The organism is Brevibacillus sp. SIMBA_040 (assembly GCF_046535075.1).
Classification (GTDB): domain Bacteria; phylum Bacillota; class Bacilli; order Brevibacillales; family Brevibacillaceae; genus Brevibacillus.
Genome location: NZ_JAWRXI010000007.1, coordinates 186,206 through 211,515, shown reverse-complemented (window position 1 = coordinate 211,515; position 25,310 = coordinate 186,206). Strand labels below are relative to the sequence as shown.

Annotated in this window: 21 protein-coding genes; 2 read left to right on the top strand and 19 right to left on the bottom strand. The window is 49.3% G+C overall.

Annotated features, from left to right (window positions below; genetic code table 11):
* Positions 1-94: 94 nt before the first annotated feature.
* The 3 genes from SB752_RS14010 to SB752_RS14000 all read right to left on the bottom strand — a co-directional run bounded on the left by SB752_RS14010 (position 95) and on the right by SB752_RS14000 (position 3,189).
* Positions 95-1,888: a sigma-54-dependent Fis family transcriptional regulator gene (locus SB752_RS14010; RefSeq protein WP_410716244.1), complete on the bottom strand. Its 1,794-nt coding sequence runs from the start codon at positions 1,886-1,888 to the stop codon at positions 95-97.
* 65 nt (positions 1,889-1,953) lie between these two features.
* Complete coding sequence (locus SB752_RS14005; protein WP_410716243.1) at positions 1,954-2,367, bottom strand: VOC family protein; 414 nt, start codon at positions 2,365-2,367, stop codon at positions 1,954-1,956.
* Positions 2,368-2,457: 90 nt separating this feature from the next.
* Positions 2,458-3,189 carry a sigma-70 family RNA polymerase sigma factor gene (locus SB752_RS14000; RefSeq protein WP_410716242.1) on the bottom strand — a complete coding sequence of 244 codons (732 nt, stop codon included), beginning with the start codon at positions 3,187-3,189 and terminating at the stop codon, positions 2,458-2,460.
* Positions 3,190-3,447: 258 nt separating this feature from the next.
* Between SB752_RS14000 and SB752_RS13995 the strand changes: the two genes are divergently transcribed.
* Positions 3,448-4,107: a CPBP family intramembrane glutamic endopeptidase gene (locus SB752_RS13995; protein ID WP_410716241.1), complete on the top strand. Its 660-nt coding sequence runs from the start codon at positions 3,448-3,450 to the stop codon at positions 4,105-4,107.
* Between the two features lie 39 nt (positions 4,108-4,146).
* Here the strand turns inward: SB752_RS13995 and SB752_RS13990 are convergent, their stop codons facing one another.
* A complete protein-coding gene (locus SB752_RS13990; RefSeq protein WP_410716240.1) occupies positions 4,147-5,880 on the bottom strand; it encodes a glycoside hydrolase family 9 protein in 1,734 nt (577 codons plus the stop codon).
* A gap of 176 nt (positions 5,881-6,056) precedes the next feature.
* Here SB752_RS13990 and SB752_RS13985 point away from each other — a divergent pair, with 176 nt between their 5' ends.
* The gene (locus SB752_RS13985; RefSeq protein WP_410716239.1) at positions 6,057-8,402 is read left to right on the top strand and encodes a GH39 family glycosyl hydrolase; all 2,346 of its coding nucleotides are present in this window, start codon (positions 6,057-6,059) and stop codon (positions 8,400-8,402) included.
* Here the strand turns inward: SB752_RS13985 and SB752_RS13980 are convergent.
* The 15 genes from SB752_RS13980 to SB752_RS13910 form a co-directional block, all read right to left on the bottom strand.
* On the bottom strand, positions 8,383-9,501 hold the full coding sequence (locus SB752_RS13980; protein WP_410716238.1) for an acyltransferase family protein: 1,119 nt from the start codon (positions 9,499-9,501) through the stop codon (positions 8,383-8,385). The two genes, SB752_RS13985 and SB752_RS13980, sit on opposite strands and share 20 nt — an antisense overlap.
* Before the next feature lie 38 nt (positions 9,502-9,539).
* Positions 9,540-10,346: a WecB/TagA/CpsF family glycosyltransferase gene (locus tag SB752_RS13975; protein ID WP_410716237.1), complete on the bottom strand. Its 807-nt coding sequence runs from the start codon at positions 10,344-10,346 to the stop codon at positions 9,540-9,542.
* Positions 10,343-11,419, bottom strand: coding sequence for an NAD-dependent epimerase/dehydratase family protein (locus SB752_RS13970; protein WP_410716236.1), 1,077 nt, complete (start codon positions 11,417-11,419; stop codon positions 10,343-10,345). Before SB752_RS13970 ends, SB752_RS13975 begins: the two co-directional genes overlap by 4 nt.
* Positions 11,407-12,609 (bottom strand): glycosyltransferase family 4 protein, encoded by a 1,203-nt coding sequence (locus SB752_RS13965; RefSeq protein WP_410716235.1) that lies wholly within the window; start codon positions 12,607-12,609, stop codon positions 11,407-11,409. The genes SB752_RS13970 and SB752_RS13965 overlap by 13 nt, the downstream gene beginning before the upstream one ends.
* Complete coding sequence (locus tag SB752_RS13960; protein WP_410716234.1) at positions 12,606-14,129, bottom strand: asparagine synthetase B family protein; 1,524 nt, start codon at positions 14,127-14,129, stop codon at positions 12,606-12,608. Before SB752_RS13960 ends, SB752_RS13965 begins: the two co-directional genes overlap by 4 nt.
* 13 nt (positions 14,130-14,142) lie before the next feature.
* Positions 14,143-15,723 carry a N,N-dimethylformamidase beta subunit family domain-containing protein gene (locus SB752_RS13955; RefSeq protein WP_410716233.1) on the bottom strand — a complete coding sequence of 527 codons (1,581 nt, stop codon included), beginning with the start codon at positions 15,721-15,723 and terminating at the stop codon, positions 14,143-14,145.
* A complete protein-coding gene (locus tag SB752_RS13950) occupies positions 15,720-17,132 on the bottom strand; it encodes a UDP-glucose dehydrogenase family protein (protein WP_410716232.1) in 1,413 nt (470 codons plus the stop codon). The genes SB752_RS13955 and SB752_RS13950 overlap by 4 nt, the downstream gene beginning before the upstream one ends.
* A gap of 30 nt (positions 17,133-17,162) precedes the next feature.
* Complete coding sequence (locus SB752_RS13945; RefSeq protein ID WP_410716231.1) at positions 17,163-18,119, bottom strand: NAD-dependent epimerase/dehydratase family protein; 957 nt, start codon at positions 18,117-18,119, stop codon at positions 17,163-17,165.
* A gap of 34 nt (positions 18,120-18,153) precedes the next feature.
* Positions 18,154-19,080 (bottom strand): glycosyltransferase family 2 protein, encoded by a 927-nt coding sequence (locus tag SB752_RS13940; RefSeq protein WP_410716230.1) that lies wholly within the window; start codon positions 19,078-19,080, stop codon positions 18,154-18,156.
* A complete protein-coding gene (locus SB752_RS13935; protein WP_410716229.1) occupies positions 19,077-20,402 on the bottom strand; it encodes an O-antigen ligase family protein in 1,326 nt (441 codons plus the stop codon). Before SB752_RS13935 ends, SB752_RS13940 begins: the two co-directional genes overlap by 4 nt.
* Before the next feature lie 11 nt (positions 20,403-20,413).
* Positions 20,414-21,730, bottom strand: a complete 1,317-nt coding sequence (locus SB752_RS13930) for a lipopolysaccharide biosynthesis protein (protein ID WP_410716228.1) — start codon at positions 21,728-21,730, stop codon at positions 20,414-20,416.
* On the bottom strand, positions 21,724-22,335 hold the full coding sequence (locus tag SB752_RS13925; protein ID WP_410716227.1) for a sugar transferase: 612 nt from the start codon (positions 22,333-22,335) through the stop codon (positions 21,724-21,726). The genes SB752_RS13930 and SB752_RS13925 overlap by 7 nt, the downstream gene beginning before the upstream one ends.
* A 17-nt stretch (positions 22,336-22,352) precedes the next feature.
* Positions 22,353-23,252 carry a UTP--glucose-1-phosphate uridylyltransferase GalU gene (gene galU, locus SB752_RS13920; protein ID WP_410716226.1) on the bottom strand — a complete coding sequence of 300 codons (900 nt, stop codon included), beginning with the start codon at positions 23,250-23,252 and terminating at the stop codon, positions 22,353-22,355.
* A 12-nt stretch (positions 23,253-23,264) separates the two neighbouring features.
* Positions 23,265-23,924 (bottom strand): YveK family protein, encoded by a 660-nt coding sequence (locus SB752_RS13915; protein ID WP_410716225.1) that lies wholly within the window; start codon positions 23,922-23,924, stop codon positions 23,265-23,267.
* Positions 23,925-24,218: 294 nt separating this feature from the next.
* The gene (locus tag SB752_RS13910; protein ID WP_410716224.1) at positions 24,219-25,208 is read right to left on the bottom strand and encodes an LCP family glycopolymer transferase; all 990 of its coding nucleotides are present in this window, start codon (positions 25,206-25,208) and stop codon (positions 24,219-24,221) included.
* Positions 25,209-25,310 lie beyond the last annotated feature (102 nt).

The following is a 25,310-nucleotide window of genomic DNA, read 5'->3' as shown; positions in this document are numbered from 1 at the left end:
TTCTTCCAAAAACCTTCCCACACATCATACCACAAACCATAGACAGACGCCAAAAGCCAGCCCCACCTAACGGAGCTGACTCTGCCATCCTACCTTATTTGGACAAGCCGTACTCTTTCATTTTGCGGAAAAGACTCGCTCGACTGATTCCAAGCAACTCTGCAGCGTCTTCTTTTCTGCCTTTTCTTTTCTGAACGCGCTGTAGTGCCTCCGTAATCGCCATGCGCTCCATTTCCTTTAGCGACAGCAGATCGTTCTGTTGCTCCTCGCTTCCCACCGTCCATGACGATCGTAACGAATCGCTATTGTTTTTCACCAACGCGCCAGGCAAACTCGCTGGCTGAATCGAGGTACAGACCTCCATGTTGACGGCATACTCCACGACGTTGGCTAATTCCCTGACATTACCAGGCCAATCATGATGAAACAAGATCGCCTGTGTTTCTTGTGAAAATCCAGAAACAGGCTTGCCTAATCGTGCCGCACATTCTGCCAGACAGCCATTTGCCAAGGTCAGTATATCCTCGCGGCGATACTTAAGCGAGGGCAAATGTATCGGAATCACATGCAATCGATAAAACAAATCCATACGAAACAGTCCCTGTGCGACCCGCTCTTGCAAATCCATGTGGGTGGCCGCAATAATTCGGGCATGAACAGGAATTACCTTTCCAGCTCCTCCTACTCGTTGAAGCTCTTTTTCCTGAAGGACACGAAGCAGTTTCGATTGCAGATGAAGCGGCATGTCTCCTATTTCGTCCAGAAAAAGCGTACCTTTTCCAGCCAGTTCAAAAAGACCCGGCTTTCCTCCCTTTCGTGCACCTGTAAAAGAGCCTTCCTCGTACCCAAACAGCTCACTTTCCAGCAAATGCTCGGGGATGGCAGCGCAATTAATAGAGATAAACGGCTGCCCCTTTCGCCTGCTAGCTTGGTGGATCGCTTTGGCAAACAGCTCCTTCCCCGTTCCGCTCTCTCCTTGGAGCAATACAGTAGAATCACTGTCCGCTACTCGCCTCGCCACGTCCTTGGCGCACTTGATGGAGGGACTGCTTCCAACGATGGCCGAAAAAGCGTCCTCATGCTCATAGCCGCCTACCTGCCTGGCAATTTCTACGACCTCCCGCACGTCATCGAGGGTAATGACCCATTCACGGATGTGACCATCGAGTTCAATCGGCTTGATGGAAAACAAAAACTCCTTCTCTTCCTGTCCGATCACCAGAACGACCTTTTTCGGAGTGGCCTGTACTTGATCGGCTTCTCTGATAGCCGCAAGCCAAGCTGTTGCATCAAGCGCAGCTACGCTGTCATCAGCCCCGAGCTGGAGAAACTGACGTGCCCTTTGGTTGACCTGAATGATTCGATCTGCCTGATCCACCGTAAGCATCGCTTTGTCCAGGTCATCCATGACGACACGCAGCTTTGCAAGCGCGAGCTGCTGCTCGATATACATGTTGTGCTCTTTGAGCTTGATCGAAATCAGCTCAGCCATTTTTTGCAAAAAGGTAAGGATCGAGCTGACATCAGAAAACAACCGCTCTCTTTGCTCCTCATCAAATGCGAGCAAACCGATGACACCAACCTTTTGTCCATCCAGCATAATCGGGCAACAGATCTCACCCGTCTCCGCACAATTGCCAAAGTGGGCACACGGTCGGCAGCGATCATCCTCGCCGGGGCGAGTAATTACCACGGGTTGTCCAGCAAGCAAGGAGGAGCGATAGATGTGATCATGGCCCGCCATCGTGTGAAGTACTCCTGCCTGCGTGCGTCCCGTTCCGGCTATCCGCATCAAATCCGTGTCGGCAATTTCTACCTCTACGCGCAGAACGGACGCCACTGCCCAGGCAATTTGCTGAACACTTTCCTGTATCTCACGCAAGGACATGCGGATCCCCCCTCTGTCGTATCATCTGCCTCTATTATACCGCAGACATGAGGAGAACCCCGTTATTATGCGTTCGCTTTTTCATCCTCAGCAGATGGCCATCCGCCCCACAGATTGGTGATATGCCCATCCGGATCACGCAGCGTAAAGCTGTAGCCGCCGCTTTTTTTATAGCTCATCTCACTCGTTTCAATCCCCTTGCTGCGCAGCTCATCATATACGGCTTGAATCTGATCTACGTGAAGCGAGATGATCGGCTGTTCCTGCCCCGCCATATTGGTGAAGTCAAGGCATGGTACGTTCGGGCTTTGAACCAGACCAAGCCCCACCCCTCCGACATTCAGCCATGCTTCATAATCTCCCGGCGTATACTCAAAGGTAAACGGAATCCCCAGCACTTCCCGGTACCACTTCACCGATACCTCCACATTTTTTACTGGCACCTGAATTACGGCAAAATGACGTACGAATGTACTCATAACACTCACTCCTTCTTTAAAATGTGGAAGAACCACTATTAGCCTTTCATGCTCTTAAACGAGAAATTGGGGCAAAAAGAAACGGGCATGCTACCATTTTTGAACAAGATGGATCAAATGGCCGTCTGGGTCGCGAATTGAAAAATAAAGCTTGTCCGCCTGAACAGTTACCTTCTCTACACGCACCCCGCGATCCACAAATCGCAAATACGTATCACAGATGGCGTAAGGATCACCCGCACGAAATGCTGCCAAAAACTGCTCGAAGTCTTCTTTGGTCACCGAAGCAGTGGAAGCCTGTTGTGTCGATGTCTTGTGACGAGCTTCTTCGTTTCCGTCAGCGGCTTGATTTGCCAGATAGAGCAGGCGATTCCGCGCCCTTTTTACTCCTTCCTTTACTGCCCCAAGCGTCATGTGAAGCAGTCTCGCCGTTTCCGGTGCAGTAAAAGAAAAAATATCAATCAAAAGGATCAGAACCATCTGCCGTGCATTCAATCGATTTGCCAATTGCTCAAAATTTTCCCGAATGGTATATGCATCACTAGCTGTAGAGTGTTGCATATACTGTGCTTCGTCAAATAACTCTTTGGATTCATTTGTTTGTTTTTTCCGGCAATGATCAATCCACGCATTGGTCGCAATCTGTCTGAGATAGGCTTTCGTCAGCTCGCGCTCCGGCTGCTGCTGAATCGATCGATACGCTTTGGCCAATGTTTCTTGCATCAAATCTTCCGCATCCCATTTGTTCTTGGTGAGCTGTAAGCAGTGATTTTTTACCTCTGATAGAAACGGCTCTAGGCGTGAAAAGGATGCGCTACTCATGAAATCCCTCCGCGACTCCCTGAAATACACATTTATTGTCAATAATTTACTGGTGGCTGTCAATACGAAAACATGGAAGTACGACCGCGTTTTTGCCGAAGGTTATTCTTGCTAAATCAGGGTGCAGATACGTGAAGCCGAACAGGGGGCTTTCCTAAAAGAAGGTACCAGACAAATTTGGTACTGCAATCCTCCTCCCCTAACCGCTACCATGTGGATAGGCAGCAGATGCCAATTCGATAAACTGGCGGCGATTTTATGATGATGGTTTTCTTGCTCGTTCCGACGTTGCTGATTTTTCTCGGCCTGCAAGTCATAAGCAGTGTACCTGTTACCTTTCTTCTTTTCTACAGCTGGCTTTTACTCGTTCCTGTAGTCGATGCTCTCTTCGTGAAAAAATGTACGCCCAGAGAGACTTTTTCCTCACTTGGCTTTTCCATTCAGCGAAATAATGTATGGACTGGCCTTTGGACGGGTTTCATTTTTCTGTTCTTTATCCTTTGCGGAGGGTACTTCTTTCAATCGTTCCTGTTTGATCGCTCCGACCTCTCCGAACTGCTTGCTCGCTGGAATTTTACTGGCCATTTCACAGGTGGACTGGTCCTCATCCTGATGCTAATCAATCCGGTATTGGAAGAGATGTATTGGCGTGGCTACATGCATAATAAGCTGACGAGAAAATATAAACCACAGACCGTCATCCTGCTTACGGCACTGTTTTACAGTCTCTATCATTTGCTTTCGGTCATACCGCTCTTTGCATGGCCTTATAATGTCATGATGGTCGTGCCTGTGTTTCTAGCAGGATTAATCTGGGGGTACATGCGACAAGGCCATCACTCGGTCGTCGGCTCGATCATCAGTCATGTGCTGGCTGATGCTGGGATCATGGGTATCTATTTATTGTTCTTGGCATGAGAAAACCTGCTCTCAAAGGCAGGTTTCTTTTTTGGCACCCTACTGAAACAATCGAGAGAACCAGCTCTGCTTATTCACTTGATGCCATTCATTCAAATAGCCAGCCACTACTACCAGTACGGCATTGTAATCAATGGCATTTTCATTTGTCGCATACGAGCGGGAATCGTCGACATAGCTGCGGGGACCGAGCTTTTTGGGCGCGATCTTGTCGTTTGCGTACGAGTTGGGCCCGCCAACTAATAATCCAGGAATGAGAACACCGCTCGCCACAACGTAACGGTTATGCGGCTGCATCGGCGAAGAGCTTCCCATCCCGGTGACAAATGATTGGGCCAGAGGGTTGGCTCCGAGCACCCAATCCAGCTGTCTGGAGATCGCATGCGGGTAATATGGCTGCGGCTCTATATAATTGGCTGCCGCGAGATGCAGTCCGTAGCCAAGTGTTGTTTTGGCAGATCCCCAATCGTAATCCGCGGGCCGAAGCACGGTGCCGTAGGCGGAATGATTCATTTTGTTGACCACTAGGTTTGCATGCTGAAGCAGTCTTTGACGTAGCTCATGCGTCAGCTCCCAATCCCGTGGCCCTCCGAGAGCAAGAGTAAGAATAGCCAGAGAGGATGTATTTTGCCAGTAAGAGGGTACCATTTTGGCAGGATTGAGCTCTAGCTGCTCAATATGCTGCTCGACGTATTCGCGAAAGACAGGATGACCTGTCGTTACATACAGCTCTGCTGCTGCCCATACTCGCTTGTCCTTATCGCTGCGCGGCCGATACGCCTGCTTGTCCTGAAGCGAGAGTATTTCTTTTGATTTTGCCAAAAAAGCCCACGCCTTCATCGACGCTTCTAGCAGCCTCTGGGAATAGCTCTCGTCATACACTTCGTACACTCTAGCAGCACGTGCCATTGCCGCCGCGAAAATAGCCGTGTCTGGAGTTGAAATATCATAAATATACTGGGTACCAAGATCAGCTTCCGGCATAATCATTCCCGGGAACTTGGCTGTCGCTACACTGTGGTAAACGGCTCCGTCCTGCCGCTGCATTTTCAGCATCCAATCCAGCTCAACACGGATAACCGCCAACGCATCCGGTTCATCTCTTTCTCCTTGTAGCAAATCCAGTCGGGTGTCCTCCGCTGTTTGCGGTGCCAGCTCTTGCAAAAGCAATAGCTGTCCAACCGTAACCCCTGCATTGGACATGTATTTGCCAAAATCGCCTGCATCGTGCCAACCGCCTACTGCGTCTCTGCTCTGGCTGTTGTCCGTATGCAGTACCGCCGGATTGATATGACATTCGGCGTGCTGAACATGTGTTAGCGGATCGTCAATCGCAACACCGCATCGCTGTAATTCGTATGAGCGCATCGCTTGTTTGTAGACGACTTCATACACACCCGCAGAGATTTGAAATGGGGCACTGCCTACTCCGTTAGGCAAACGGATTTGGTAGGTACCTGACTTTTTGTAGCTGGAGAAATCAAGTACATATACTTCTTTCCCCGTACTTTCATCCGTGCTGCTCATTTTGGGTGCTCCAGTATATACAGTCTGATTGTCTCTTAGCTGAACAAGCGAGAAGCTTTGAGCAGGCACAGTCGTATAGGCAAATTTGGCAGCAGTAGGCGCATACCCTATCTGGTTCACTCCAATGTCAGTGGAAATTGGCGTTAAGACTACCGTTGGCGTATGCTGTCGCTCCCTCCCTATGAAAATAAAGACGACCACTAGCACCAGCAAAATGCCAAGCACCAGCTTCCAACGAAAACGCAACTCAATCACCACCTTCCCAAAGAGAATAATTAGGTAAAAATTGTAAAAAACATTAGTCAGATAGCCCTTGTCTATTTGCAAAAGAAATAGTACGCCTGCTGATACAAGCACCTGTCAGGATTCATATAATGAAATTATCCATTCCATTTAAACGGACGGAGGTCATGAAAACACCTATGAGCAACAACACTTTGTCTGGCCCAATCGATAGGCGCTTTTTCGGCATCCAGATTGAGGAGGTTTCCAATGCTCGTCCACTCGGTTTTGGTCTGCTGCGATTAGAGACAAACTGGCGCGAGATCGAAAAAACCAAAGGCAATTTCGATTTCAGCAAAATAGACCAATACGTCGCTTTTGCCACGCAAAACAATCTGGATATCATCATGCTGCTCGGGCAACCACCAGACTGGGCCACAGGCGGCAAATGGTCCTCTGACTACGGGAACTATTACAACAGTATCCCGCCCACCAATATTCAGGACTGGCGCAACTACGTCCTCGCACTGGGACAGCGCTACAAAGGGAAAATCATGTTTTACGAGGTGTGGAACGAACCGAATTTAAGCGGTTTTTATTCGGGCACGCTCGAAAAGCTGGTCGAGCTGACGATGGAAGCCAATAAGGTTTTAAAAGCCGTTGACCCCAACATCCAGATCATCAGCCCCAGCTATACAGGAGCAAGCGGTGTTACTGGCATGGGCGATTTTTTACGCGCTGGCGGGAAAAATTGGATCGATATCGTCGGATTGCATCTGTATTCGTATCCAAAGCCCCCGGAAGCAATGATTGATCTGGCCTATGCCTACCGCAAAACGATCACACAAGCTGGAGCCGGCTCGCTGCCGATCTGGAACACCGAAAGCAGCTGGAACAGCTATTTTTACAAAGGAATTCTCTACGGAAGCGATGAAAACGACTATTCCAATCAAATGCCTGACGATTTGGCGATCGCCTATATTCATCGGATGTTCCTGTGCAACTGGGTTGCCGGAATGAATCGCGCAGTATTCTATGGTATGGACCAGCCTTGGTCACGTATTCGGCTGCTTGACCTCGCTCATCTCCCGAATGTCGCTGTAACCGGACGTGCCTATCAGCGGATGGTGGATTGGTTGACGGGCGCTACTATTCACCAGTATATGGTTTCCCATGAAGGTGTACACACCGTCTCCCTGACTTTTCCTGACGGCCTAGCTGGCTATATTTTTTGGACAGACGATGATCGCTCTGTCTTGTTCCCTCTCTCCACTGAGCTTGCATTCAGCCAAATCCAGGCTGCAGATGGGACGACGCTTCCCGCATCGGATGCCGTCACGGTGACTAATTTGCCTCTGTATGTAAAGCTACTCAGGTCTCAAGTGGAAGCGCCTGTACTTGACCGAAAGGCAGATGCAGATACCGAGCTTTTGTACAATAGTGATTTTAGCTTGAACATCTCCGACACTGCATTTCCAGTAGGCTGGGAATCACTTGGCATGACTGTGAGCAAATATACAGGAACCGATGCTCCGGCAGACAAAACAGTTGTTACGCTTACTCCTGGAAACCAGTATGGGCAAATCCTCCAGCGATTGAAAAAACCTCTGAAAAAAGGGTACTCCTACAAGCTTGCGATCACCTACAAGCTTCCCCCTGCTACGACACCTGGCAAATGGGGAATCGGGTTTGAGGTAAGCGCTACAGGAACCCCGTTTATTGAAGAAGCCTACCTCTCGCTTACATCCCAAGACGCCTTTTTGACCAAAGATGTATCGTTTTTCTATGATTTTGGAGATCCGGACCCTTCTCCTGACCTCCGCCTTACCCTAGTAAACCTGTCTCCAACTGGACAGCAGCAGACCTTGCATGTGTCCAAAATCTCGTTAATTCAAATAAGCGAAATTGAAAGCACCGTGCAGCACGCCTACAATATCATCTATTCTCCTGTAGCACCGTCGACAGGGTCGTACACAAAAGGAGATCAATTTCGTTTCACAGATGCGGATCTTATCGCCTCGGAAGGGATCGGCTGGGTCTGTACCACCTCCGGGACATTCGGAACCGCAAAAGCGGTAAACGGCAGCCTGACAAACGGCTCGAATATTTTGGTTGTCAACAAGGCCGCTGCCCTGCGTGTAGGTGATTACGTTAAAGTCGGAAGCGATCCTAATGTGTATCTGGTCTCGTATCAGCAAAGTCCAACACGCTATGAGCTTGGCTCTATGGCAAAAACGACACAAGTCAATCAGGTCGTCTCTTATGCAGCTCCGACATTTGCACAGCTCTCACCACCTGCAAAAGGAAAGCCGGCCAATCCAACCGTTCCCACCATTGGTCGAAGCCCCTATGTGCTGCAAAACACGAATGTGTATCCGCTCGACGTTTTGATCGCCAAAGGAAGCGTTTCTCTCATTGAGTTTTCCCGCAACGGAACCACCTGGTATGATACGGGACTGGTCTCGGGAATCGTCCGGCTGGCTGCTGGCGACAGAGTCCGAATCACCTACACGTCTGCACCAAAGATTACACTTGTTCCCCAGTAGCAAACTCGCGCCCTTGTGGCGCTTTTTTATTTAGAGCCGGGTCTTCCTCCTTGGGCAAATCTTTGCCTAGCTTTCCGATCAAATACTCACTGAGCGGCAGCTTTTGCAGCAGGTAGGCTGCACCCCATGACAGACACACTCCCCCCATAAACAAAGCAGCAAGTAAGAGCACCGGCTGATGCTGTGCGGGAAAAAGCAGCGAAAAAGCTTTGCTGACGCACATCAAGAAAAAAATATGCAGCAAATAGATGCTAAAGGAATACTGGCTGGTGATGACCAATAGACGCGGTACGCTTTTGATCTGAACTGCCACGGCAAACAGCGAGAAGATCATCCCGATGGCATAGAGCAGAACGTCTATCCGCTTGGAGGACATGATCGTAATGAGACCGCTGTGGTGCAAAAAGAGCATCGCACAGGCCAGAAAAGCGGTTCCTGCCCAAATCCAGCGGCGATAGGAGATTAGAAAGCCTTTCACCTGATCAAAATAGCGACCACAGTAATAGCCTGAGCTAAAGTAAAAAATCCACCCCAAGAACGGAAGCCACCACACCTGATACTCAGAGTGCGGATCATCAAATGTGCGAACGAAGCTGAAGTAACCGAGATAAGCGGCATTGACCAATAACGAGGCACTCAGCACCCATTTCCACGACCACTTTTGACCATATCGCTGGAAGAGAACGTGCAGGAGATAAAATTGAAAAATAATGAGGATAAAGTAACCGTGAAACTTACCGAGAATGAGGTTTTGCCACAAGTGCTGGCCGAATTCTGACAGCGCATGCTTGCCAGTAACTGAGGAGAGCAACGCGTAGAAAACGGCCATCGTAATGAACGGGAGCAAAATATATTTAATCCGCTTCCACAAAAACGTCTTGGGTGATTTGACAGACCGGGAGTACGCAATCAAAAATTCGGAGATAAACACAAAAAGCGGTGTAGCGAACATGAGCAGCAATAAAAGGGACGTCCAGATGCCCTTTTCCAGAGAGGCATCTGTCTCTACATACATTTTGTTGATCATAATGCTGGCGGAATGAATCAGTACGACACAGAGGCAAGCAATCGATCGAAGCCAAAAAATCTCTCTGATCATTCCTCATCATGCTCCTTTGTCATGGTCCGAGTGTACTTTTATCCATACGACTCCTCTTTTTCATTGTGATCCGGCAACAAAACCGGAATCCGTTTCATTCCCAGCCTCTCAGCAAACAGGTTGAACAAATAGAGCGGATTTAAAAAGAGGTACCGACGCCAAAGCCGCTTTGGCTCTTTGATCATTCGAAACAGCCATTCCAGCCCTCGCTTTTGCATCCATGCGGGGGCTTGTGGCAAGAGTCCAGCGTGAAAATCAAAGGCAGCTCCTACCGCAATTAACGGCATGGGGAGCTTGTTGCGATACTCGTACACCCACGTTTCCTGGCGCGGACAGCCAAGACCGACGAGAACCATTTTGGCTGCGCTCGCCTTGATCTGCGCGACGACTTCCTGCTGCTCAATTGCTGTCAGCCGCCGGAATTTGGATGGCTCCATGCCCGCTATGATCAGCCCCGGATATTTTTCACACAAGCGCTCGGCCAGAAGCTTGATCGTCTTTTCGGTGCTGCCGTATAAAAAGACGGGCAGCTGTTCTTCTGCTGCTGCACTCATCAGCCGCAGCGTCAGCTCTGGGCCGTATACGCGATCAGGCAAGCTGATTTTATGCAACAAAGAGATGCCCCAGCGCACGGGCTGGCCATCAGGGACAACCAAATCCAATCCGTTCAGCCTGCGCTGGTGTACGCTGTCCAAAAAGCCTGTCATGACTCCATGCACAGCCAGCGCCGTCACCGCATACGGCTCACCCTCTTTGGCGTGCGCCACTATCTTTTCCACCGCACAAGCGTAATCGACTGCAGCAATCCTCACCCCGAGAACAGGATGTACACCATAATCAATCATGGCCTCACACTCCAGCGCTCTTTGTTCTCTTGATAAATTTCCTCCAAAATCATCTTGATGGAATATTGAATACTCCACTGAGGATAATGGGCCATGAACTTTTCCAGGCTACTCACATACCAAATATGATCGCCAGAACGATGCTGCTCACTGTACCCAAAATCAATCGCTCTGCCCGTCTCATCCTCTACCATACGGATGGCTTCAAGCACGGAGATGTTGGAGTACACGCCACCTCCCAAATTGTACACCTCTCCGGGAGCTGGTGGATGCGTGTATACGGCGTGTATAGCGCGAACAACATCATGCGCATGAATCACATCACGCACTTGCTTTCCCTTGTATCCAAAGATCGTATAGGGAGTACCCGTCATCGCACACTTCATCAAGTAATTGATAAATCCGTGCAGCGGGACGCCTGCTTGTCTGGAGCCGCTCAATACCCCTCCACGGAAGCAAACGGTCCTGATTCCGAAGTACCGCCCGTATTCTTGTACCAGAATATCAGCGGCCAGCTTGGAAGCCCCAAAGAGCGAGTGCATACTTTGATCCACACTCATGTCTTCCTTGATTCCGTTTTGATACGGGTGCGCAGGGGCAATCTTCCAGCGGGTTTCTTGCTCAACCAATGGCAGTCGATTCGGGGCATCGCCATATACTTTGTTTGTCGATGTGAAAACAAACACAGCGCCCGGACAATATTTTCGTGTCGCTTCTAATAAGTGGAGAGTACCGTTGGCATTCACCCCGAAGTCCGTAATCGGGTCCTTGGCTGCCCAGTCGTGAGAAGGCTGCGCTGCCGTATGCACGATCAGTACAATCTCTTGCCCGTATCGTGCAAAAATGCGTTCCAGCTCATCCGGGTTGCGGATGTCAGCATCGTAATGCTCATAGTTGCTGCGATATCGCTCCATGAGGCGGGAGCGATTCCAAAGCGTGGAGCCTTCCTCCCCAAAAAAGGTTTGCCTCATATTGTTGTCAATCCCGACTACCTGGTAGCCACTTTCAGCGTAAAAAGCTGCTGTCTCTGATCCGATCAACCCGGCTGAACCGGTTACGATTACGACTGCCATATTTGCTCCTCCTTAGATACGTGGGGTGTACCGGGATTTCGGGTGCCAATCGCCTGACCAATCCCTTGGGCAAACCGATCTGCCATTTCCTCGATCGTGTAGGTGAGTTTTGCCCTCTGGCATCCCTCTTGCAGGACACGCAGTTTTTGTTTATCTGTCAAAAGTTGCGCCACGGTTTGTGCATAAGCTTCCAAATCTTCTGGATCATTCTGCATCACACCGTTTTCTCCATTGACGAGATATTCGATTTCTGGACTATGATAATCAAGCTTGGTCGTGACGAGCGGAACCCCGAGCGCGAATGTATCCAGTACCGCGAGTCCGACCAGACCAGGCATGAGAAACAGCTTGGATATTTTGAAATAAGGTACCTTTTCGGTTTCAAACTTGGGGCCGATATATTTCATCCATGAATGTTGGCTGGCTGCCTCTTGTACGAGGGAATCGTCCACACCTGCTCCGATAAAAATCATCTGAAAGTCAGGGACTAGCTCGCGTATCCTGCTGCATGCTTTTAATAGAAAGGGAATTCGTTTCTCTGGGTAAATTCCACCCGTGTACAAGCAAACATGATCCCCGGTAATCCCTATTGATTGTTTAAAAGCCGCAAGATCCTCCGGCTTCCACGCTTCGCTCGCCCCCACAAGCTGGTGGGTATCGATTGCATTTTGCACAGAGGTGATTTTCTCTTCCGGAAAGCCTAGCTCCCTGACAATTCTGGCACTTAAATCATTGTAGGCAAACCACCAATGCACACGCTTTGATAGCCATGCTTTTACCCGCTCACCAGTCCAGCTCGCGTTGTGCGCTTGTAAATTACGCCCGTGGCCCCAAAAAGCAATCCGCCGAATCCCGAGCTGATTCTGGAGCATGAGATAGTAATTGATGAGCAGCTTGCTCGCTTGCTCAACGATCACCAGGTCCGTCTCTTTCAACAAGGAGGTGCATGGCTGCCAGTACAGCTCACGCGAACCGAGCCGAAAAATCCTGTTCTCAATCTTGTGTGCCCAGTCCAGCTCGATCGAATCCTTTTTGACCGCTTCCGAGTGTGCTGGCTGCCCGTAAATTAGAATAAACTCAATGCCGCGCTCTTCCAGCCGTTCTTTTAACAGCTCATAAAACCGGCGTCGATACTGTGGCAAAGACTTGTACAAAATGGCTACTCGGTGCCGCTTATTCCCCTGCCTCACGTCGTCCCCTCCTTTCGCTTGCGGATACCTTGACCACTGATAGCTTTTAGCATTTGATAGCCATAGTAAAGCGATCCTCGCAATACCTCTTTTCCGCAATGTCTGAGAAATTTGTGTAGCGGCAGCGGATTGATTGGTGCACCCAAGGTTTCTGGCCACATCTGCATGATCATCTTGCGGTACAGATGATTGCGTGTGCCATAGTCGTGTTCGACCGAAAGCAGTGTCACGAGCAGCTTGCGGTTGTTGAACGGGCTGAATTCTTCAATCGCAATATCTTGTTCAGCGGCGTGAATGGCTCCCCATCTTCCGTATAGCTGCTCCCACTCAAACAACGTAAGCAGCCTGATTCCGAATTTCTCCTCATATGATCTGATCGGATCGAGCCACTCCTCATAGCATCGGCGTACATAGGCATGCTCCCCTAGCTTGATATTGCGTGACAGGAACCGACTATCTACTTTCCGGTTCGGATGGTAATCGTAATAAACCTCTCTGGCGATCTCGCTATAGTTTCCGCTGATGTTTATCCGTTCCTCTGCGTGAAGATAGTGCTGGTAAAAGATTTGCGACTTGGGTAAATCGCGCAGCTGAGTGCTCAGTTGATTGATTCGCACGAATTCCTCATCCACTTTGTCTAAAGCGGGATGGATATGAAAAGTTTTTTCAAGTGCTCTAAACAAGGCCGCTGGAACCCTGACATCTGTCGCGTTTTCTGACAAACCGGAATGAAGCGCGATGTAGTAATGTACCTCATCACTAACATCTTTGCTGGCGGCGAGCAAAATCCGGCTATCCAGACCAGCTGTGACCGGGAGCATCACGCGCGAGCGGTTGGCAATGGCGCGCAGAGAGCCTTTCAACATTTCTACCGCACCTTCGACTGCCTCCTCTACCCCGATTGGCTCTAGTTTAGAGAGGGGCCAATAGCGTGTGATCACCCCCTTTTTGACATCAAGAAAATGATTGGGGGTCAAATGTTTGATCTCCTTATAAATAGAGCCGTCCCCTGGCCACAGTTGCTCCATCGCCCGATATTCTGCCGACTGGACAAACGTCTGCAGCTCCTCGTTGTCATCCAGTTCTGCTCCTATCAAAGAAGCAAGCGTAGATGCCTGCGATGCGCACCAGACACCATCTGGCTGCATGGAATAAAAGACTTGCCTCATCCCGCATGCATCTGTCAGCAGCTTGATCTGTGTTTCATCTTGATAGATGAGTATCCACCTGCCGCCACAGTGCTCTACCCCCACCAAGAGTTGGTCAAACGAAGTACATTTTTGATGAATATCGTTCAATATCGCTTCATTCGACCACTCCGGATGATAAGGATCGATCATGTATCCGAGTACGATTAATTGAAAGCCATGACGATTGGATTGAATCACATCCAGATCAGGGTGGACAGAGAGGAACAGCTCCTGATCGAGCTGTATCCGCTGCCATCCGCTGCGCTCCATGTACCTCGTACCTATGACAAATTGCCGCCGATACAATAGTCTTTCCATATCCTTTATCATCATTTTTCTCCTTTTACGTTGGCTGGACAAAACGCTCCAACAAATTTGCCGTTACTCCCTGGATGATTTCACTCACACTGCCTCGTTCGTCATTCCACGGATTGGCAAGTCCAAAGCACCAATAAATTGTACCCGCGTCAAACACAATCGCATCTGTCCAGTAGCGATATATCGTCGTATGCGCGACCGCTTCATCCCCTGCTGTATTCACTAGCGGAGAGGCGGCGATGATTTCCAGATTGGATGGGGTAAAAATATGATTTTTCACGGAGTCGTACTCCCACCCGATCAAATGCTTCACCCTATCCCCCGCCTTAACATCCAGCCCTTTATACAGCCAATGTCCCGGCTGGCTTACCACCCAGTCTGGTCCGGTATACACGAGTCCGTCATACATTTGGCCAAGCAGCTGATTTTCTGGTTCATTCAGATTGCGCCACTCCGTCGTGACCAGCTTGCGATGCTGTGTCGGGTCCTCTTGGATTGCCCTATACTTGTAGCAGATTTGAAAGCGCGGCTCCTCGTCATCGGCAAGAATTCTTCCCTTTTCGTCCTCAAAGCGGACTTGCCAAAAAATATTGTTTGCTCCCAAGTAAGCCAGGTGCACGCCCTGATCACGCAGGTTCTCCACGTAATGACGCATTTGGCGCGAGTAATACTCGTCATGTCCGAGCGAGACGAATCCCTTGGGCCGCCATTTTACTCGTCCCAAATGTATATCGATATTGGTCACATAGCCGATGTCGTAGCCTTTTGACTCCAGCCAATACACGCTCGGATACTCCAGATACAAATCACCGGAGCCGTGATACTGCTCGTACGGCCGGTTATAGGAGATCGCCACCGCAACGTTTTTTCGATCTGTATCGTAGTCGATATATTCAAATGTCTTTTCGTCATAGTGACCGTAGTATCCATAACCACCCCAGGCACTGTACGCATGCCAGGTGGTGACCGCCGACTGCACCATGAAGTCATGTTCATGCTGTTCATCCCGAATCAGAAAGGGAATATAGGACTGAAATCCTTCCGCATCAGTCATGCGGACGATATAAAATCCCGTTACCCAATCTTCTGGAATCTTCAATGAATAGGATGGCTCCCATTCCAGATGCAGCAACTTCGTTTTTGGATCAGGCTGTGGCAGTCCGTGCCGCCCTTCCTTTTTGGACCACCATCCTTGTGCCTGTCCGACCAGCTCCGACTTGGTATGGTGCAGTCTCGCACCCTTTCCTTGGTAATATCCGAGCCGGAATACATCCAGTCTGTACCGGATGCCGCTCGTTCTCGTACTAATATAGAAAACAATTGTTTCGCCAGCCATGGCACTCGTGGTAGATGCGTATCCGGCAATCGCACCTGCAGCAGGCTTGGTGGCTCTCCAGTCTGCGTCTCCTAGCTTTTTATTTTCATCTGCAATTACCGGCTTTCGCGGAAATGTCTCTCGCTCCCGTAGAGCCAGCGCCGGCGATGCACTGTTCAATTTCCACTGGTTATGCCATAAAGGGATATTTCCGACCGAAAACAGCATGCTCGATAACGCAGCGTACTTCAGAAATTTCCGACGCGTCATTCGCACCTGGTCTTCTTTCATCCCCCCACCACACCATCTCCCGCTAGAGTCAGCGTATTCGTAGCCAAGCCAAGACCCTCGTAGGCAAAGCCAAGGGCTTTCAGTCTTGCTGAATCAAGATAGTTGCGCGTATCGAGCACATATGGACGCCGCATCACGGAATACATCGCTGCCCAATCCAGCTCCTGATACTCCTGCCAATGTGTGAGGAGGATGACGGCATCGGATCTCGTCCCGGTATCAAGCGGCTCGCGGCAATAAACAATCGGCAGATGGCTGTTCAGTGATTGAAACATCGCCATCCCTTGAGGATCATGTACACTTACGCTTGCCCCGAGCTCAACCAATTTTCGAACAATAGCTGCAGCCTGTGTCTTGCGCGCATCATCTGTATCCGGCTTAAACGTGAGTCCCAAAATCCCGATCCGTTTCCCATTCAACGCTTGCAGCTGGCGAATCACCTTTTCCACCACATACAGGTGCATTCTCTCGTTAGACTCGACTGCCGCCTTAACTACCATCATTTCGCTGCCGTACTTTTGACTCGTCGCGAGCAGCTCCGCGGTGTCCTTTGGAAAGCAGCTGCCGCTCCAGCCGCTCGATACCTGCAAAAATTTTTTGCCAATTCGCGTATCGAGTCCCATGCCCTCTGCTACATCAAGCACGTTTCCGCCTAGCACCTCGCACAAGCGCGCCATTTCATTGATGTAGCTTATTTTTACCGCCAAAAATGCATTGGCCGCATATTTGATCAATTCAGCGCTTTTGGCATCTGTTTCAAAATAAATCGCCTTGGGATTCTGACGATTGTACAGGAACGGAAGCCATTCGGATAATTGATCGTACCCCACTCTTTCGATGAGATTGTGATAGAGCTCTCTCATCACCTGAAGGCCCTGTGGCGAAGAAGTACCAACAACGATCCGATCCGGGAAAAAAACGTCTTCCAGCGCGTATCCCTCGCGCAAAAACTCCGGGTTGCTGACCACCGTAAATTGCTCGTCTGCTACGAAACCAGAAGCTTCTTCGATCAAAGACGCTACTAGCTCGGACGTCCCTACTGGCACCGTCGATTTGTTCACGATGACAGTGAACCTGTCTTTGGATAACGCCCGTCCGATTTTCTGCGCCGCCAGTTTGATATAGCCGAGATCAGCAGTGCCATCCTCCTTGGAAGGGGTTCCAACCGTAATAAAGACGACATGTGCTTCTGCGACTGCCTCAAAGCTTGTGGTCGCAAACAGGTCTTTCCCAATCAGAGCAGGGAGTAATTGCTCCATACCCGGCTCATAAATGGGACTCTCCCCTCTGTTTAAATGCTCGATCTTGTTCGAGTCTATATCAATAATGGTCGTTTGGTGACCAATTGCTGCAAAAGCAGCTCCCGTTACGCTGCCAACATATCCAGCCCCAATGCATACAACATTCATTGGCTGCTCCCCCTCCCTTTTTTCGCTGCTCTAGTTTACAATCAGCTGATTTCGATACGCCGCGATCGTTCGACTCAGCCCTTCCTCCAAATCGACCTCTGGCTCCCATGCGAGTAATTGCCTCGCCTTATCAATCACAGGACGCCGTACCTTGGGATCATCAAGCGGCAACGGATGAAAGGTAATTCTGCTCGTGGAATGACTCAGCTGCTTCACCAGACGGGCTACCTCCAAAATGGAGATTTCGTTTGGATTTCCAATATTGATGATCTCGCCCGTCGCAGCTTCCTTTTCCATCATGAGCTGAAGTCCGCGAATATTATCGTCCACATAGCAGAAGGACCGCGTCTGACCGCCATCGCCATACACCGTAATGTCTTCACCTGTCAATGCCTGGGTGACAAAGTTGGAAATCACCCTCCCGTCGTCATTGCGCAGTCCTGCCGAGTACGTGTTAAAAATGCGGGCGACCTTTACCTGCACCTCAAAGCGCTGGTAATACTCATAGCAAATCACTTCGCCCAAACGCTTCGCTTCGTCATAGCAAGCCCGCGGTCCCCATGTATTCACATTGCCGCAATACTCCTCCGGCTGTGGATGCAGGGTCGGATCACCATATGCCTCGCTCGTGCTCGCATACAAAAGCTTGGCCCGATTTCTCCTTGCCAGCTCCAGCATCTGATGTGTACCAACTGTATTGGCTGCTATCGTATCGAATGGAGCATTTTGATAGAAAATCGGCGATGCTGGAGAGGCGAGATGATAGATTTCAGCCACTCCCTTGAACGCTTCTCTTTCAAGCGTGGATGGATCTGCCACATCGCACTCATAAAACTGAAAAAGGGGATGACTCAGACACTCCTCGATATTATGCAGTCTCCCGGTGGATAGGTTGTCGATGCCGATCACTTGCTTGCCTTTATCGAGCAGCGATTTGACAAGATGCGAACCGAGAAATCCGGCTGCGCCTGTAATTAGCGTTTTCATATAGGCTCCTCCCGCCTGTTCCGGTCACAATCCCTTATACAGCATGTGTCCGCTGATATTCCTCGTAGCGTCTGCCCATGAGCCCCATAACCATCCCAACTCCGAGACAAATGCTTTGCAATACTTTGATGAAAACGATCCGTCCGAATAAAAGAGCTGGAAACAGAGCGACGAGTCCGCCCCCTACACGCAGCACTCCTTTGATGGCGCGGATGCTGAGATTGAATAAACTGGGTCGGATGTCTCTTTCACAGAGGGTGTAGGTATTCCCAGACCTGTACGCTCGTTGCAGCAACCAGCTCACTTTAAGCCTGCTCATTGGCAGCCATTCATGCACGATCGCTTCATCTGCCCAAACGATATCAAAGCCTTGCTCCTTCACCCTCATGAAAAAGTGTGTATCCTCGCCGCCCGACAAGGCGTACCGTTCATCAAACCCATTTTCACCTCTGGAAAATACTTCTGTATGGATCAGGACATTGCCCGTTCTCGCCAAGTCCATCGCATAGCCAGTCGGGTGACGAGTACGCTCATAGCATCCACTTTTTACACTCCATACCGGGGCGTGCTCTGGATACACCGGCAAAACCGGTCCTGTCACAATGGCTGCCTGATACATTTGTTGGACAGAAAGAAGCTCATCCAGCCAGCTCGGCTCGGGAATCTCATCGTCATCGATGAAGGCGATAAAATCATGCCCCTCTCTAGTCAGCTCTACTGCCGCATTGCGGGCATAAGAGATCCCCCTGCGTTTCTCGTTGTACCATACCAGCTCCCATGGATAGCTCGCTTGAACCTTGGAGCATTCACCAGCTGAACTAGCGGCGGGATCATTGTCAATCACGACGATCTTCACATCTGAAGGCTGCGTTTTGGTGAAGCTCAGCCTGGCCAATCCATCCAAAAGCCTCCGCAGACCATCAGGACGCTTGTAAGTGAGGACACAAACGGCTACTCTCATCGCCTTCCTCCCTTCTCAACGGTTAACGCCGTTTGCTCACGAGCTTTGCTAGCTTCATGTTTACCCGCAAAAGAGAACCCAAAAGAGATGAACAAAATCCAGAAGAAGCTGTTATGATCCAGCAGCGACGTCTCTGTCAAATTTCCTGCAATCATGTAAATGAGAAAGAGCAGCGGCCAAAAGCTTTCCCAGCTTTGCTTGGTGCGAATGTATTGAAACGCCTTGATCAAACGGGTAATGAAGCCGATTAGAATCATGACTAAACCGACTAGACCAACATCGAGAGCAGCATCGAGAAAGCCGTTGTGTGAGTTGGGTGGATTCCAGTTGGAGACCATCCACAAATAAGCGGACTCCCCATCCCATCCGAGCCAAAATCCGCTGTACCCATAGCCGAGCCATGGATGCTCGCGAATCATTTCAATGACTGTCGCCCATAGCTCCGTCCTGCCCGTCAGCGTCATATCACGCCCAAATGATTCAAGCAGTATTTCAGCATTTGGGACCACGCCTAGGGTAAACACCACACCTAGCATAATCGCAGACATCCAGAGCAGGAGCTGTGCATAAACGTTCCAGCGAAAGGAATACAGAAACGGAATACAGCCGAGCAGTACAACAAAAACCACGATTGCCGTTCGAGACTCCGAGAGGATTAGCAAGCTGCTGCATAAAGCGAATCCTCCCCAGCCGATCCACCGCGGCCATTGCTTCATCATAATGATCAGGAAGCATACGATAGCTCCCAGACACATGAGTCTTCCTAATTGATTTTTGTGTGAGTATATCCCGCGCCAAGCCATACTTCCCTCGTGCAGCATCTTTCCCACATCGGGCAGCACCAGCGTGACAATCAGACTGCACACAGCGCCACCCAACAGCATCCAAACCACCATCAAAAACTGCTCTCGCAAGGTAAAGCGTGCTGCCATGTAAATCGCGACGAGCGTCGTCCCGAAATAGGCGATGCTGCGCCGTATCGTAATATCAGGAGCTTGCGACCATAGAAACGAGAGCATTATGAGCGCCAGCAGCATGAGGGAGAGCTTGTCTCGGGTCAATATGGCGAGTACACGTTTCCTTTGGATCAGGATCAGGACGAAGGCGACACCATAAATGACCTTCCAAAGCAGTTGAAGCAGGGCATTGCCTTCCATGACATTTTCCGGCTGCCCCACTTGAATAAAAGGGAAGAACGCTTGGGAAAACAGCAGGAGGGCAATGATGATGAACCCTTGTTCAAATCTCACGAAAATTTTGCTCTCGCGATAATGATTTTTCTGGGCAGAGGCTCGTGTCTCTAGGATCACTACATCCTGCAAAACGGTACCTCCTAGTTGGTCAATTGTCCCGTAACCCTCACGACGCGCTCTTTGCGCTGCAGGTACCCGATCACGCCCCAATAGCCACAGCACAGTAAGATATCACCGATGAGGCTGACCACAATTGCTCCCTTCCACAAAAACAGAGGGACGATCAGAATATGCAGCCCGGTAACCAGAATGGCAACAAAGACCTGGATAGCAGAACGCCAGCCTTGAAAGCCTGCACCAGTTAATGCATCTGCGGCGAAAAAGTGCAAGCTTTTCAGGAGCGGAATCACTGCCATCCACTGAACAGCCTCTACTGCAAAGCTGTAGTCCTCTCCCAAAACCCATGGCAAAACCGGAGCGATCATATACAATCCGAGCCACGCAATGGCTGAATATACGAGAGAGATCAATAGCAGCTTGTTCGCGTATCGGACACTCGCTCCAATGCCGGACTTCCCCTCCTGAAAAAACCGGGAAAAAGCGGCACTCATCAAGGAATAAATGGGTGACAGTGTGACATCGACAATTCGGCTGGCTGCTGCATATATTCCAGCGTGCTGCGGGGACGCAAATTTGACCAGAATCGTTTTTCCAATATCCGAGTACACGACGAGGGAAGATTGGCTGATCGAAAAATAGGCTCCACTCCTCCACTCTGCAAACACTTTTTGCAAGTGAAGGCTGGGCTTCCCCAGCTCATAAACGACAAGTACCAACGCAGCAAGAGCCATTACAGCCGTTGTCAAAAAGTAAAGAATCGCCCACTCTGAAACGCTGTGCTGTGCTGTAACCAGCAGTAGTGCGAGAGCTCCTACCAGCCTGACTGCGCCCATCAGCATATTCAACTGGGCCGTTCGTTTTAACCGTTCAAAAGCCTGGTACGCCTGCCCGCATATTTCAAGCACCCTGTACATGATCAGATCGGACAGTGCCACCCACAAAATAATGCTCATGCTGATCGACTCGGGGAGAAAGAAACGACCCAGCATAATCGCGACCACGGTCAGGGCAATACCCGAGACGACTGTCATAAACAAGGCATTTCCGAAGTATTCTCGAAACACTTCTTTGTCCCTTGAAACGTTCATGACCAACAGCTCGCCCCGTCCAAGACTGGAAAATGGGGTCAAAATCGCGACTAAGGTCACGACCCCGATGAACAAGCCGTAGCCACTCGCTCCCAACGTTCTGGCGATGCTGACGAAGTACACCATCTGCAGCAGCAGCCGTATACCGTCCCCCAAAAGCATCCAGAGCGTATTTCGGAAAAGCAGGCCGTTTAAGGAATGTTTCAACAATGGGAGCTGTTTTCCAAGAGAAGTCAGGCGTGCTAGCATGTATTGCTCCTTAAGATGACTCGAATGGTCTTGTATACAATCTTGGCATCGAGTGCAAATGAGAGGTTTTGTATATACAAAAAGTCATGGTGTAGGTTGGCATGAATCGGTTTATTCCGGTCTGGGCTGATTTGCCAGAGACCCGTTATTCCCGGCTTGACTAGCCAACGTTGTTTTTCATAATAGGAGTACACTTGCTCGACAATCATTTTTTGCTCGGGTCTGGGGCCGACGAAGCTCATTTCGCCACGGAGGATGTTGATCAATTGAGGCAGCTCATCCATACTGGTCTTGCGCAATAGGCGCCCGAATCGGGTAATGCGCGGGTCCATCGCAGAGGAAGGCGATACTCCCTCCTGTGGAGAGTCAACATACATGGTACGGAACTTGTAGATGGTAAATTCTTTGCCGTACTTGCCTACTCGCTTCTGCCGGAATAAGACGGGACCTGAAGAATCAAGTGAAATCGCGATCGCCACCAAGAGAAATAGAGGCATCAAGAGCAAGAAAAATAGCAGGGCAAAACTGAAATCTAGCACGTTTTTCGAGTAATTGGTATAAAAGGAGCGGCTTGATCTCAGTCTGTTCACTGGGATTAATTCCATATCCTTCACAATCTCCATTACACGGGTAGTTTCCAATCATTCACGAAATAGCGGTTGTTCATTTGCGCTAGATACAGTCCGAATTCCCTGTTTAATTCCTCATTTTTCATGGCAAATTCTATTGTTGCGCGCAGGAACCCGAGCTTGCTGCCGACATCGTACAGCGTCCCTTCGTACCTGTATGCGAGCACTTCCTGCTCCTGAGCCAGTATTTGCAAAGCATCCGTGAGCTGAATTTCTCCACCTACCCCTGGCTTGGTCCGAGCTAGTATGTCAAAGATGCGTGGTTCAAGAATGTATCTGCCGATAATCGCCAGGTTCGAGGGGGCGTTGCTCTTAGGCTTTTCGACCAGGTTATGAATGAGGTCCAATCTCTCCCCCACCGGAATACCGTCGATCACCCCGTATTTATCCACTTCGTTCCAATCCATGGCTTCAACTGCGATTATGCTCGTTTGCTTCTGCTGGTAAATGTCCATCATCTGTCTCAGGCAAGGGACTTCGCTGTCAATCACCATGTCTCCAAGCAAAACAGCAAATGGCTCATCCCCGATAAATTTGCGTGCGCACCAGATGGCGTGCCCCAATCCAAGTGCTTCCTTTTGCCGAATATAATGAATCTCCACTAAATTAGTCAGGCCCTCCACGATTTCGTACAATTCGGTTTTGGCCCGTTCCATCAAATTGATTTCCAGCTCGTAATTTTTGTCAAAATGATCCTCGATGGCACGCTTGCTGCGCCCTGTCACAATAATGATATCTTCGATGCCTGAGTGCACCGCCTCCTCGACGATGTACTGAATCGTCGGCTTGTCTACAATCGGCAGCATCTCCTTGGGCATTGCTTTTGTAGCGGGAAGAAATCGGGTACCGAGTCCGGCTGCCGGGATCACAGCCTTTTTAATTCTTTTCTTCATGGCCCATTCACCTCACGAATAATTGGCTCTTTCCAGCTGCGCAACCTCCACTCGTGCCTTTTTGGGCTTTTTCTGCACAGTGGAAATGGTTTCTATCAAAATGATCAGGAATACAACCATAAATAAACCAGCACAGAACGCAGCGGCCATATTCAAGTACGGCTTTGGAGATACAGGAAGCGTTCCTTCTTTGTACTCTGCTTCATCGACGATCATGACGTTATCAATGTTCATAAAAAGATTGATGTTTTGTGAAAAGGAACGTGAGATTTCATTGACGATTTGGACAGCGTGCAGTGGATTGGGATCGGTATACGTGACAGTAATAATGAAGGAAATATTGGATGTTTTTACTTCCAGCTGTTTTAATAGGTCTTCTGGGGTGATGGACAAGTCCAGCTTGCGGATGACATCCTGCGCAATTTTGCGAGTTTGGATGAGCCCACTATACGTTTTGATCAGCTGCTGGTTGCTGAGGATGCTGTTATACAAATCCTGTTTGTCCAATTCTTGCGGCTTTACCAGCATCGTAGCAGTTGCTTCGTAAGTGGGAACCATCACAAAATAGCTGATGTACGCTGCACACGCAACACAGAGTAGTGGAATCGTTGTCATCAGAATCCAGCGCGCCCGCATTGCTTGAAGAATTACCATGACGAACTCGAGATTCATAAGGAAAAGGACTCCTTTTCTAATCTTGTCAAACAAATCACCTCTTACTTTTGTGATGTTTGCGCAGGCTTCATTTTTTGGGGGAATAATCACCCTTTTTAAGAAAATGGGACTATCATTATGGACCTATCGTTTCCTGTCCATTTGCGTTTATATGAAACAATATGAGTGATTCATCATCAATTATTCTCTTTTTAAAATATTTTCCGTGTATCTTTCGACCCCTTAAAATTGAAATAAATAAACCACCCTCTCTCATAGTAGAAAGGGTGGGATAAATAGCATAGACAAGGCTTATGGCTTATCACTAGCAACGACTGCATCGGAAGTCACAGTTTTCTTGAAATCCTCGACTTGTTTTTTTATTCGTAACCGTTCCTGATTGGACACGAGGTAGTAGTACACGCCGTTTATCTTTCCTCCCTCCCCGTTTACTCTAATCGTTTCTATTTGTTCCAACGAACTCTTGTAATCAAGCATCAATTCTTTCATGTTTTCAAACGTGAGATTTGTCTTAAAGCTAGTACCTACTACGGATAAAAGATCGTCGAGCTTGTTGACGGTGCTGATTCCTTTTGCCTTATCCATTAAATCCCGAATGACCTGCTGCTGTCTCTTGTTTCGTCCAAAATCTCCCTCAGGATCATCGTAACGCATACGGACATACGCCAATGCTTTTTGCCCATCCATATGACTTGTTCCTTTGGGAAACTGGTAGCCCTCATAATCAAAAGCAAAAGCGTTGTCAACCGTAACGCCACCAAGAGAGTCAATGATATTCGAAAATCCCTCCATTTCCACCTTTACATAATAATCAATCGGAATATCCAAAAAACGCTCGACTGTTCGCACTGTACTAGCAATTCCCCCTGCTTGATACGCATGATTGATCTTGTCGGGCTGTTTGCGGTCCACAATCTGAGTTCGGGTGTCGCGGGGAATGCTCATCATCAAGGTTTGTTTTTTTTCAGGATTGATAGTCAACAAGATGAGCGTGTCGGACCTTCCTTGGTCTCCTTCTCGCTTGTCTACTCCAAACAGTAATAGGGTAAGAGGCTTCTTCTCGCTTTTGGCATGGGCTTCTGGTACTGGCTTTGGAGCCGGGGGCTGCTCTAGTGCCTGGGCTGATGTGGACTCGATTTCGTGGGTAGTCTCTGGGGGCAGGGGTTCGTAAATCATGCTCGCTGTCTCTTTTACATTTGCATAGAGCTGAAAAAAGAAAATCGTCATCGCACTTAGGACAATCAGTACAACGATGAGCAACACGTAGACATACCGTTTCATGAGCCCGCATCTCCTACATTACGTCTTGGACATCCTTTACTCATTATTACGATGCTGTCTCATGCTTTACGACTCTTGTAAGCGTAAATAAAATGCGTTCAA

Excerpts from the sequence above, each read along its gene's own strand:
- SB752_RS13980 (WP_410716238.1), bottom strand. The coding sequence starts at position 9,501 with ATGATCAGAGAGATTTTTTGGCTTCGATCGATTGCTTGCCTCTGTGTC.
- SB752_RS13940 (WP_410716230.1), bottom strand. The coding sequence starts at position 19,080 with ATGAGAGTAGCCGTTTGTGTCCTCACTTACAAGCGTCCTGATGGTCTG.
- SB752_RS13950 (WP_410716232.1), bottom strand. The coding sequence starts at position 17,132 with ATGAATGTTGTATGCATTGGGGCTGGATATGTTGGCAGCGTAACGGGA.
- galU (WP_410716226.1), bottom strand. The coding sequence starts at position 23,252 with ATGAAGAAAAGAATTAAAAAGGCTGTGATCCCGGCAGCCGGACTCGGT.
- SB752_RS14000 (WP_410716242.1), bottom strand. The coding sequence starts at position 3,189 with ATGAGTAGCGCATCCTTTTCACGCCTAGAGCCGTTTCTATCAGAGGTA.
- SB752_RS13960 (WP_410716234.1), bottom strand. The coding sequence starts at position 14,129 with ATGATAAAGGATATGGAAAGACTATTGTATCGGCGGCAATTTGTCATA.
- SB752_RS14010 (WP_410716244.1), bottom strand. The coding sequence starts at position 1,888 with ATGTCCTTGCGTGAGATACAGGAAAGTGTTCAGCAAATTGCCTGGGCA.
- SB752_RS13975 (WP_410716237.1), bottom strand. The coding sequence starts at position 10,346 with ATGATTGATTATGGTGTACATCCTGTTCTCGGGGTGAGGATTGCTGCA.
- SB752_RS13985 (WP_410716239.1), top strand. The coding sequence starts at position 6,057 with ATGAGCAACAACACTTTGTCTGGCCCAATCGATAGGCGCTTTTTCGGC.
- SB752_RS14005 (WP_410716243.1), bottom strand. The coding sequence starts at position 2,367 with ATGAGTACATTCGTACGTCATTTTGCCGTAATTCAGGTGCCAGTAAAA.
- SB752_RS13955 (WP_410716233.1), bottom strand. The coding sequence starts at position 15,723 with ATGAAAGAAGACCAGGTGCGAATGACGCGTCGGAAATTTCTGAAGTAC.
- SB752_RS13915 (WP_410716225.1), bottom strand. The coding sequence starts at position 23,924 with ATGAATCTCGAGTTCGTCATGGTAATTCTTCAAGCAATGCGGGCGCGC.
- SB752_RS13970 (WP_410716236.1), bottom strand. The coding sequence starts at position 11,419 with ATGGCAGTCGTAATCGTAACCGGTTCAGCCGGGTTGATCGGATCAGAG.
- SB752_RS13925 (WP_410716227.1), bottom strand. The coding sequence starts at position 22,335 with ATGGAATTAATCCCAGTGAACAGACTGAGATCAAGCCGCTCCTTTTAT.
- SB752_RS13995 (WP_410716241.1), top strand. The coding sequence starts at position 3,448 with ATGATGATGGTTTTCTTGCTCGTTCCGACGTTGCTGATTTTTCTCGGC.
- SB752_RS13930 (WP_410716228.1), bottom strand. The coding sequence starts at position 21,730 with ATGCTAGCACGCCTGACTTCTCTTGGAAAACAGCTCCCATTGTTGAAA.
- SB752_RS13910 (WP_410716224.1), bottom strand. The coding sequence starts at position 25,208 with ATGAAACGGTATGTCTACGTGTTGCTCATCGTTGTACTGATTGTCCTA.
- SB752_RS13945 (WP_410716231.1), bottom strand. The coding sequence starts at position 18,119 with ATGAAAACGCTAATTACAGGCGCAGCCGGATTTCTCGGTTCGCATCTT.